The organism is Paenibacillus sp. MBLB1832, from assembly GCF_032271945.1.
In the GTDB taxonomy this organism is placed as follows: Bacteria; Bacillota; Bacilli; order Paenibacillales; family NBRC-103111; genus Paenibacillus_E; species Paenibacillus_E roseopurpureus.
On sequence record NZ_CP130319.1, the window covers coordinates 4,394,418 to 4,406,359 of the forward strand.

The 11,942-nt window shown below is 47.7% G+C and carries 6 protein-coding genes; 2 read left to right on the top strand and 4 right to left on the bottom strand.

Annotated features, from left to right (window positions below):
* Window positions 1–51 precede the first annotated feature (51 nt).
* Both MJB10_RS19710 and MJB10_RS19715 read left to right on the top strand, forming a co-directional pair.
* Entirely contained in the window at window positions 52–6,774 is a 6,723-nt protein-coding gene (locus MJB10_RS19710; protein ID WP_314797481.1) for a DUF7507 domain-containing protein, read from the top strand.
* Window positions 6,771–8,456, top strand: coding sequence for a DUF11 domain-containing protein (locus MJB10_RS19715; protein ID WP_314797483.1), 1,686 nt, complete (start codon window positions 6,771–6,773; stop codon window positions 8,454–8,456). Before MJB10_RS19710 ends, MJB10_RS19715 begins: the two co-directional genes overlap by 4 nt.
* Window positions 8,457–8,547: 91 nt before the next feature.
* On the opposite strand, the gene MJB10_RS19720 is transcribed toward MJB10_RS19715, so the two are convergent.
* From MJB10_RS19720 to MJB10_RS19735, 4 genes are all read right to left on the bottom strand, one after another.
* Window positions 8,548–9,096, bottom strand: coding sequence for an NUDIX hydrolase (locus MJB10_RS19720; RefSeq protein WP_314797485.1), 549 nt, complete (start codon window positions 9,094–9,096; stop codon window positions 8,548–8,550).
* Between the two features lie 48 nt (window positions 9,097–9,144).
* Complete coding sequence (locus MJB10_RS19725; protein WP_314797486.1) at window positions 9,145–9,495, bottom strand: VOC family protein; 351 nt, start codon at window positions 9,493–9,495, stop codon at window positions 9,145–9,147.
* 138 nt (window positions 9,496–9,633) lie between these two features.
* Window positions 9,634–11,397: a glycoside hydrolase family 2 protein gene (locus MJB10_RS19730; RefSeq protein ID WP_314797488.1), complete on the bottom strand. Its 1,764-nt coding sequence runs from the start codon at window positions 11,395–11,397 to the stop codon at window positions 9,634–9,636.
* 247 nt (window positions 11,398–11,644) lie between these two features.
* A complete protein-coding gene (locus tag MJB10_RS19735; protein WP_314797490.1) occupies window positions 11,645–11,923 on the bottom strand; it encodes a hypothetical protein in 279 nt (92 codons plus the stop codon).
* Window positions 11,924–11,942 lie beyond the last annotated feature (19 nt).

The following is an 11,942-nucleotide window of genomic DNA, read 5'->3' on the forward strand; positions in this document are numbered from 1 at the left end:
ATCAAACCGTTTACTCGCCTACTGTTGAAAGAACGCTACGAAATCTAGGGGGTGACGACCATAGCTCTCGTCGTCAGGGCCACACTCAATGCGACTGGCGCGATAACGTTCACCGGAAATACCCTTGGCCTAAGCCGCTCCAACACGGAAGGTCAACCGGGAACGCAAGACAGCATTGGTGCTTTTACTACGATCAACAACGCGCTCAAATTTGGAACCTACCCATCAGGAACAACCAATAATTATACCTTAAACAGCTCTTCGGCCATATTGACTCTTCCTGCTGGAAGTACCATCTTGTATGCAGAATTGATCTGGGGCGGCTCTTATATAAATGGCACTGTGAATTTGAGTGCTTTTATTAATAATGCCGTTTCCTTCACTACGCCTACAGGAACGACAACGGTTACCCCAGACAACGCGACGAAAAACGAATTTGACCTGGGCAGCGGCGCCTTCGGCTATGTCCGAACCGCGAATGTCACATCCCTGATTCAGCAAGGCATGGCAGGCACGTACACGGTTGGCAATGTGGTTGGCACCATCGTCATTTCTGGTGATCCTACCGCGAACCATGCTGGTTGGACACTTGGCGTCATTTATCAGAATACCAGTTTGCCGTTTCGCAATATGTCACTGCGTGCTGGCGCCGTGCTCGTTCAATCGACGTCTCCTCCCGTGAATACCACGATCACAGGATTCGCAACACCCGTAACAGGCGCTCTAGGCGGCAGAGCTTTATTCAGCGCACAGGAAGGAGATGCGAACAGAACCGGCGACCAAGCGTTATTCGGTCCCACCTCAGGCACATTAGTGGCGTTATCAGGACCGAACAATTTCTCCACCAATTTCTTCGCGTCCCAAATCAATAATGATGCTGGGAATCTCAATACGACAGGTACGTTTGGTTCCTCGAATCAAATCAACGGGACGCCAGGCACCAATATTAGCGGCGGCAGGCAAGGTTGGGATATCACGAACGTCGATGTCTCTGCCCGGCTCATTAACAATCAATCCTCCGCCATCTTGCAATTGACCACTTCGGGCGATGCATATGTGCTTAACGCCAATGCGATCCAAGTCGATATTAATGCACCCAAAATTAATGTAACCAAAAGCGCCAATTTCGCTGGAACCGTCGTAGGTGATACCGTCATCTATACCGTTACAGTCAGCAACACGGGCACCGCCAGTGCAGCTAGTATCGTCTTGTCCGATGCGCTGCCAACAGGATCCGCGTTCGTTGCCGGTAGCGTCACTGTGGCTGGTGTGTCTAAACCGACCTACGACATTACGGCCGGTGCTCCGCTTGGTTCTTTGGCGTTCGGCTCCTCGATCACCGTCACCTACAAAGCGACGGTCACCAGTGTACCCACACCTTCGCAGATCGCGAATATTGCGAAAGCCGCTTTTACGTTCCAGAGCGTTGCTGGCGGAGATGTCATTTCAGGCGTCATTCCGTCAAACACCGTAACAACGCCCATTTATGCGCCCAAAATCGCGATTACGAAGTCAGCCAACACTGCGAACGGTTCCGTCGGAAGCACGGTCACGTATACGTTGCAAGTCACCAATACAGGCAATATTGGCGCCAATATGACCATCACCGATAACATTCCCACGGGTACCACTTTCGTGGTGAACAGCTTTAAAGTGGGCGGTGTCACAGTTCCAGGTGCCAATCCTGTCAGCGGCGTCAATATCGGGACTGTTGCAGCAAACGGCTCTTCAACGGTCACGTTCAGCGTTGTAGTGAACTCGCTGCCTTCACCGCCCCAGCTTGTAAATAAAGCGAATAGTACATACACGTTTCAACCACCCGATGGACGGACGATTAACGGGACTGCGGAGTCCAATACGGTCACCCTACCTGTCCGATTGCCCAGCGTCGGAGCCGTCAAAAGCACGGTTGTCACGGATGCTGTTGTTGGCGATACGTTTACATACCGTACAGTCATCACGAATTCAGGTGTTGAAAGTGTCACGAATGTCATTATGACGGATGCCGTTCCTGCTGGAGCTGTATTCGTTGCTGGAAGTGTCTTCGTTGGCGGTATTTCAAAGCCGACGTCAACCCCAGACGGCGGTATTGCCGTGGGTACCATTCCAGTTGGCAGTTCCGTAACCGTCACCTTTCAGGAAACGGTGGTCGCGTTGCCAAATCCAGCACAATTGCTCAATCAGGCAAGTATTTCCTACAGCTCGGGCACATTCACTGGTACGTCCATATCCAATACAACGTCGACACCTGTTTATCAAGCCGTTGTTTCGATAGGAAAGAGTGTCAATAGCACGAACGCAACAGTAGGAGATACGCTAACCTATTCACTTACGGTCAATAACCAAGGCAACATCACTGTGCAACCTACCGTTTTCGATGTCATCTCGCCATCCACCTCGTTTGTAGCAGGCAGCGTGATGATCAATGGGATTTCTAGCCCAAGCGCCGATCCTGCGTCAGGCATTAACATTGGCTCGATTGCGCCAGCCGGCTCAACGACTATTACGTTTCAAGTTATTTTGCAGACCTTGCCTTCTCCTCCTAGACTAACGAACATCGCTACCGTCAACTACACGTATCAGCCGCCAGATGGACGCACCCTATCAGGAAGCTCCGTTTCCAACACGACTGATATTCAAGCATCTGCTCCCAATGTGGCCGTCAGCAAGTCCGTCAATCTGACGTATGCAGCTGTTGGAGAGACACTGATTTATACGCTAGAGATCCTTAATAATAGTGTTGTCATGGTGAATAACGTCGTTGTGAATGATCCTCTTCCTAGCGGAGTTACGTTCCAAGCGGGCAGTGTAAGGGTTGATGGCATACCGAGAACGAACGCCGATCCGACTGCTGGATTCACGCTTGGCTCCATTAATCCTGGCGTAACCACCTTTGTCGTGTTTCGGGCAACCGTCACCTCTGTTCCCAGTCCTCCACAAGCTCAGAACACTGCCAGCATCAGCTTTACTTCCGGCGCATTCCATGGGGCTACCTTCTCTAATTCTATCATCACCAACATCCAACAACCCATTCTATCCTTGCTCAAAAGCGCCAACCTGTCGCTAGCCGTTCTTGGCGATATTGTCATCTACTCCATCGAGGTACGCAATACGGGAAGTATCGCAGGCAACGTCACCTTGTTTGACAATATTCCAGACGGATGCACCTTCATTGTCAATAGCTGTATCGTCGATAACGTCCCGCTGCCAGGCGTAAACCCCGTTAGCGGCATTCCGATCGGGACGATTGCTGTGAACAGCGCTAAGATCGTGACCTTCGAAGCGGAGATCGATTCGTTACCGAACCCGCAGCAGCTTGTGGATCAAGCGACGACAAGTTACTCCTTTACACTCACCGATGGCCGCACGCTCTCAGGTTCAGGAAGCTCCAACACGGTCATTATTCCCGTGTCCGCTCCTAACGTGACCGTCATGACGACCAGCAATGTCAGTACTGCCGTTCAGGGGGATACGGTCACTTATTCCATTGTTGTGACCAACCAAGGCGTCGCCAGCGTCAACAATGTCATTTTGACCAGCATTGCCGATCCCAGCACTTCTTTTATACCCGGAAGCGTGAAAGTGAACGGCGTCACATCGCCGAACACGAATCCGTCCACCGGTATTCCAATCGGTACGCTGGCTCCGAATGTGCCAGTGACCGTGACATTTGAGGTGATCATCACAATGCCAACATCACAAATCATTAACCAATCGAGTGTCAGTTTCACATCCGGAACGTTCTCTGGTTCCTCTTCCTCCAACAATGTTGTCACACCTGTCATTCAACCGAATATCTCCATGCTGAAATCAGCGAACACATCCAATGCCACCGTCGGCGATACCGTTGTGTATACAATCGTCGTCACGAATTCTGGGAATTTGCAAGCCGATGTGATCGTGACGGACACGATTCCGAATGGGACCTCTTTCGTTCAGAATAGTGCGCAAGTGAACGGTTCACAGCAACCCGGCGCGGATCCGATTACAGGTATTCATGCTGGCACCATTGACGCAGGCAGTTTCAAAACCGTTACATTTTCCGTCTTGATCGATACCTTACCAAGCCCGCAAGTTCTTAGCAATACAGCATCCGCTGCGTACACCTTCATGCCGCCTGACGGCAGGACCATCACACGAAGTGCGACTTCTAATACGGTAACGTTCCCAGTCTCAGCACCTAATGTAGCTGTCGTCAAAAGCACAACGTCAACCGCCCTAACCCTTGGGGATACGATTACGTATAGCACAACCATTACGAATAACGGTATTGCAGCCATTAACAACGTATCGTTCTCTGATCAGATTCCAAGTGGCGGCACCTTCGTGCCAGGCAGCGTTGTAATTATTGGAGCACCTACCCCCGTTGTTCCTCCCAATCCTGCGACAGGTGTTACCCTCGGTACGATTGGTGTCGGCGCATCGGTTACAGTTTTATTCAACGTACTTATCACTGCATTGCCAAGCCCAGCTCAGCTAAGCAACTTTGCATCCGTCAGCTTTACGTCAGGTGCTTTCTCAGCTACAACGAATTCGAACACGATCACAACACCAGTTTATCAACCAATCATCTCTATCCAAAAAGGCGCAAACAGTATCAATGCCACTGTCGGCGACACGATCGTATACTCCTTAAATGTCTTTAATACGGGGAATTACCCAACGGCGGTTACGATCTCAGATACGATTCCTGCCAATACGACATTCGTAACGAACAGCGTATTCGTTGGCAGCATGCCTATGCCAGGGGCAGACCCAGCGGCGGGATTCTCCATTGGAACGGTGGATCCAAGCCCTCTACCGCTTCAAATCACTTTCTCGGTCATCATTGATTCTCTGCCAAATCCACAAGTGTTAACCAACGTAGCAACGGCCGATTATTCATTTACACTGCCGGATTCACGTTCTTTCAACCGCAGCGTGCATTCCAATACCGTCACGATTCCCGTATCTTCACCTGATGTCAGCATTGTCAAAAGCACCACCGCAACTGATGCTGTCGTTAACGATATCCTGCCTTACAAATTCGTTATTACCAATAACGGCATTGCTCCAATCAATAATGTCGTCTTCTCCGATCCTCTGCCATCTGGAGAAGCCTTCATCCCTGGCAGTGTCGTGATTACTGGAGCACCAACGCCGCCTGTACCGCCGAACCCGGTAGCAGGCATCTCGCTAGGTACGCTTGCTGCGGGTGCAATCGTAACGATCACCTTTAATGTGAGAGTCATCGCTTTGCCAGATCCGGCTCAATTGAACAATTACGGATCGGTCAGCTTTACGTCTGGCGCTTTCTCTGCTGTTACTTTCTCGAATACAATTACGACGCCTGTCTACCAGCCGATTCTTGCGGCGGTGAAAAGCTCAAGCTCAACCAATGCAACCATTGGTGATTTGATTATTTACAAAATCAATGTAACAAATTCCGGCAATATCGCTGCTTCTGTCACACTGCTAGACACGGTTCCTAACGGCACCATGTTTCAACCGAACAGTGTCGTGATTAACGGTGTTACGCAACCTGGCGCAGATCCTTCTGTCGGCATTCCGTTCACTTCGCAGCCAGGTGCTACCGACATGATCACCTTCGGTGTACTCATCGTCTCCTTGCCAACACCACAGGTGTTAACGAACCAAGCGACAGCCAACTTTACTTTTACGCCTCCAGACGGTCGTGTCATTCCAGGCTCCACGTCTTCCAATATCGTGACAATTCCTGTCTCTGCGCCAAACGTGACCGTCGACAAATCTTCCATGGCCACAGATGCGGTTGTAGGCGATGTCATTACGTACGAGGCCGTTGTCACCAATTCAGGTATTGCAACTATCAACAATGTGCAATTCTTTGACCCGCTTCCTGCCTTCACTAGCTTCGTCAGCGGCACCGTGTATATCAATAACGTATTGGCACCAACTGCCAATCCAACTAATGGCATTTCTCTCGGCTCGATTCTGCCGAACAACTTCGTGTCCGTCAAGTTTGATGTGACCGTAAACGCCTTGCCGCCAACACAGCAGCTAACCAATCAATCCTCCGTCAACTTTACATCGGGCGCTTTCGCGGCGACTGCTTTCTCGAATAACGTCATTATTCCTGTATATCAGCCTATTCTCTCTGTGCTCAAAGGCGCGAACACAACGAATGCGACGGTTGGCGACACGATCATTTACTCCATCACGCTTCATAATTCAGGGAATCTGCCTGCAGAAGCTACTGTGTTCGATACGATTCCGACAGGCACAAACTTCATTCCGAACAGTGTACTAATTAATGGGGTTTCGCAGCCAGGTGTGGATCCATCGTCAGGTATAGACGCAGGTACTATTGCGCCAGGTGCCTCCGTTGATGTGAAAATTACATTGGAAGTCACCGTTGATGCACTGCCATCACCTCAGCTACTGTCCAACCAAGCGACGACCAACTACACGTACTCACCGCCAGATGGCCGTATTTTAAATGGCACCGCTCTTTCCAACGTGTTGATCATTCCCGTATCGGCTCCGAACGTAACCGTTGTGAAAAGTACCGACGCCGTCGATGCCATTGTAGGCGATACCATTTTGTACAAAGTCGTTGTCACGAATTCTGGCATAGAAGCCGTCAACAATGTCGTGCTGACAGATCCGATTCCAACGGGAACTGCATTTATTACAGGCAGTGTGAAAGTGGATGGCGTTTCGAAACCAACTCTAAATCCGAGCACAGGCATCCCGCTTAATTCAATTCCAGCTGGCGGCTCCGTTGAAGTGAAGTTCGAGGTGACCGTCGTATGACGGACGAATCCCATTCTACGAAACACCTGATTAATCAATCTATCGTCAGATTTAGCTCAGGCAGCAGTACCAGCCACTCGTTCTCCAACATCGTCGATACGCCATTGGTTGGCCCCATTATTACCATTCTGAAAACAGTAAATGCCTTACAGGCCGAGATCGGCCAGGTCATCACGTATACGGTGCTAGTCGCCAATAAGGGTAACTTGGATGCTCAAGTTACCCTCTATGACACCATGCCGGAAGGCACATCGTTTATTCCGAACAGCGTAATCGTTGATAGTATCCCTCTGCCGATGGCATCCCCAGAAAAAGGGATTCCACTTGGATTACTCAAAGTCTGTCAATCTCTTGATGTAACCTTTCAAGTCATCGTTGTGGAAGAACCCGCTTGCCAGCAGCTCAAAAATCAGGCAACCGCTGCCTATTACTTCCACACGCCAAGCGGTAGAGAAGTAACAGGCAGCTCGAAATCGAATACGGTTATTATACCTTTTAAAGAAACCAAGGTTTATTTAGTCAAACAAGCCAACACAACAGCAACATATGTTGGCGATACGATCACCTTCATTTCCACTATTAAAAATAAAGAAGGGTATGCGATCCATCATGCCATCTTCACGGATGTGATGCCTGAAGGAACTGCATTTGTCGCGGGTAGTGTGAAAATCGATCAAATCAGCCATCCCTATGCGAATCCAGTAGATGGCATCCATCTAGGAAACCTTCCTGCTCATTCGGACATTTGTATTCAGTTTCAAGCCTTCATCACCGCTGTTCCTCCTGAGGGGTGCATCGTTAATCGCTCCCATCTTACTTATGTAAAGGGTGATCATAAAGGAAAAATCGTATCGAACGCCGTCTCGCTAGACGTCTTCGATCCTTGCTTGACCGTAGTTGAATCGGTCCTGCAACATCGCGCTACACTGGGTGACACGTTAACGTATCTGATCCAAATCACTAATCATGGCAATATAGCCACAGATGTTTGGCTATCCCATTTCATTCCCGAAGGCACCTCCTATGTCGTCAACTCGCTTGTCATCAATGGCGTTCCCTTCGGCCAGCCCATTCTTCCGCCAAGTGTGCCGCTGGGCAACTTGCAGTCTCATCAGACATGGCATGTTACCTTTCAGGTCACCGTCAACTCGTTCGCCATCTCACCTGATCAGAAAGGGCTTACTAGCCAATCTACTATCCAGTTTACGTTCCGTCTGTCAGATGATCGCATCGTTTCGAATCGCATCCTGTCCAATACTGTACATGTCGAGCTCTTACGACCGATCATGGACATCCAGTTGTCGGCAGCATCTACTCACGCCGATCCTGGCACGGTCATTCATTACCACATGCAAGTAACCAATACTGGAAATCTTGCGGCAGACCATGTATCACTGCTCGACTGGATTTCCCCTCTGAATGTTTTACAGCCAGGCACATTGTTCGTAGGCGGCGTTCAGGTCCAGTATGTCGATGTGAATCAGCCTTTGCCGATTGGCCGTGTAGCCCCTGGCGCTACCGTTATCATCGTGTATCAAGCTATCATCCGACATCATCAGAATGCCAGACGCCTTACGCTTCGTGTTGCAGCGAAATATGACTTCCACGTCAATGAGCCTGTTCATTCAGGAACCGTACTTTCGAATGTTATTGTTATTCGGATTGAGCATCCCGATGAGTAGTCGTTAATGAAGCATAAAGAACCCAATGTGGAAATATTGGGTTCTTTGTTTTGTAAAACCTATTTGTAGCGACCGATACGACGATGAGGTGTTATCGAATGCCGCTGTCTTCTTTTACATACTTCCCAAGATACTCTTCTGTTCGTTCTTGATTAGTTTCAAAATTGGAATCAATCTTGTTAGAAATAAGTTCAATAAGTTTCCCCTTAGCATAAATACAGTGATGATCATAACTGCTAGAATCATTCAAAATCATCTCGATGGTTATAGGGATATTAGCCGCGATACCAATATTGTTAGGATCTATAATCCAGCTTATTGGTTTCCAATCTAGTAAACCTTCATCTGTTTTTATAGGTGTTTCATATATAAATTGATCATGTACTTCCGCAACATAAAGATACATCCCACCGAGATCTGATTCATCTACCTTCCAAGTAATCAGTCCTTTAAATTGTAGATCATATTCTTTCATGTTTGTTTCTTCGTAAATTTCACGAATCATTGAATCTCTTGGTGATTCATCCGATTCAATCTTTCCCCCTACGCCATTCCAGCAACCCATCCAAGGCTTAAAATTACGATTTAGTAATAATATTTCATTGTTACGTTTAATGAAACAAATGTTATATGAAATCACTTAGTTCAAATCCCCATTTTTAGATTTTATTCCTACTTATTTCATTCATCAGCATTTGCAGATCATTAATAGATTTCCATCAGGGTCTTTAAAATTAAACCAATGATTATGTTCAATTTGTGTAGTTATATCTACATTCTTTGACTTCATAAACGCATAAGCTTCTTCTATATTGTTTGTATTGAAATGAAAGGCCGGTGCTCTAAATACATTCTCCTCTGAATAAATCTTACTGTCCAAAACAATACTGGTTCCATTCATAGGTACGACATACAAATGTCCAAATAATATCTCTCCATCGACAGGTAACCCCAAAATATCACAATACCAATCACGTGCTTTCTCAATGTTGCTTACGGGGATGAATACAGTTCCGATTTGATTTAAAATAGGATTCATTTTGGTTACCTCCGGTGTGAAATATAACACATCTGACAAAACAAGGGGCAAATCGCTCCTCTTCCTACTCCATTAATACCATAATTCCCCTGAAATCTCCACGCAAAAAACCGAGGCAACTACGCCTCGGCCTTCCTATTATTGGCGATCATTAATCGCCTTGATCAATTCCAATGCAATTTTCGGCTTACGATCGTACGTTAGAAGTCCATTAATCTCTTGTTCAACATCCGTTAATTGCGTATAGCAATACCCTTGAACGACACCTGAGTTCAGGAGAGGGCGGATGACGGCGCGCAGCTTTTGCTCATAATCCTCATCACTGTCGGCCCCGGAATATCCCCAGCCTTCCCATTCACTCTTCTTGTAGGCAATGCCTCCGAATTCGGTCACTAGAATCGGTTGATTCTCATACGGGAAGCCTTCCACGAATAGACGGCGGTTGGCTGGCATCGCATGGACCGCTTTCTCTTTCGAGCTGTATCGCTCGCTCAGCACTTCTTCTCTCCACTCATAATCATGAATGGCGAACAGGTCCGTCTTCACGAGCTCCCAGCCATCGTTTGAAATAACAGGACGCATCGCATCGAGCGATTTGGTCAAATGATACATCGTCAACGCATGCTGCTGCTGCTTGCGGTCAATCTGGATGTTCGGCACGCCCCAGCTCTCATTCAGAGGAACCCATGCAATAATGGACGGATGATTATAATCCCGTTCCATCGAGGCAATCCATTCCTTCGTGAATCGTCCCACGTACGTATCCGAGAACTCGTAGGCATTCGCGGCTTCACTCCACACGACAAGGCCCAAAACATCGCACCAGTACAAGTATCTTGGATCTTCGAGCTTCTGATGCTTACGCGCACCATTAAAGCCCATGGCTTTCGTAAGCTCAATGTCCTGCTTGATCGCCTCGTCGCTCGGCGGCGTTAAATTGCCATCTGGGAAATAGCCTTGGTCCAGCACCATTTTCAAGAAATAAGGACGGTTGTTCAAGCACAATTTGCCATCCTCAATCGACACTTTGCGCATGCCGAAGTAGCTGCTAACTACATCTAAAGCCTGCTGATCGGCAAGTAACGTAAACGTAACATCGTAGAGATTAGGCTTCTCCGGCGACCACCAACCACCGAGCCCATGATCATTGAAATCGTCAATCCGTATTTTACGAGTGCCGGAACCGCCCCGAACACTATACGTATCCTCCGAAACGAACTCACCCTTAAAGGAAATCGATACTTTTAGCTGATAAGCCACGGAAGTTTGAGCTTCCAAACCGCCAAGTACATAGCTGATCTCGACCTGCTTGGCATCGATATCAGGAGTCATTTTAACCTTGCTCAAGTAAGCGTCTGCAGAAACAGCCTCCATCCATACCGTCTGCCAAATACCTGTTGTTCTCGTATAGAAAATGCTTGCAGAATCCGTCTTCCAGTACTGCTTACCCCTCGGCAAGGTAACGTCTTTGCCAAAGTCAACAGCCTTCACCACAAGGATGTTCGTACCCTCTTGCAAAGCATCCGTAATATCCGCATGGAATGGCGTATGTCCGCCTTCATGGGTCGCGACAAGAACACCATTTACCCACACAGATGCTTCATAGTCCACCGCGCCAAAATGCAGCAGTATACGCTTATTAGAAAAAGTTGGCGGAAGCACTAGCTCGCGGCGATACCATACCGTATCGTGAAAATCATTCGTGCCGATGCCGCTTAATTTACTTTGAAAGGCAAACGGTACTTGAATGCGCTTAGAAAAAGCGCGATCGCCCGCATGCCATTTCTGCTTTGACCCTATAGACGCATCGTCGAATTCAAATTCCCATTCCCCATTTAAATTCACCCAGCTATCGCGCATGAATTGCGGTCTAGGATATTCAGCTCTCGGTTGGTTCGTCATCGGTAAGTAACCTCCAATTAATTTAAAAGTTAATTAAATAACTAAATAATTCTATTTTCATTATGCAATCCGCCCCCCTATCTGTCAATACTGATTAACCAATTAACTTTTAAGTCAATAAAATGTTTCTCTATTGCTTAAGTGACTATCTCGCAGCTGTCAGCGTTTTCAAACGCATATAAGACAAAAAAAAGGTAACCTCTCGGCTACCCCTTATCCCTTATTTAACTTGCTTGGCCTCGTTAATTTAGTCCATATAACCTGCAAATCCGTTCTTCATCATGTATTCCATTTCCGCTTCCAAAATCGTATCTACCGCAAGCTCGCTTAGCTTCACATCCGGTCGGCTCAATATATGATCGATGACGTCATCGATGTCGATATCCACTTCGCCCTTCGAGCTTTGCTCGATTTTGGCGATATAAGCCTTCTCGTGCTTCAGCACCAGCTCAATTTGTTTGGGATCTGCTTTCGTCTTGCCAATGATGAATTGGACAAGTTCTTTCTCATTCAGTGAAGCTGTCATTCCACACACTCCTATTGGG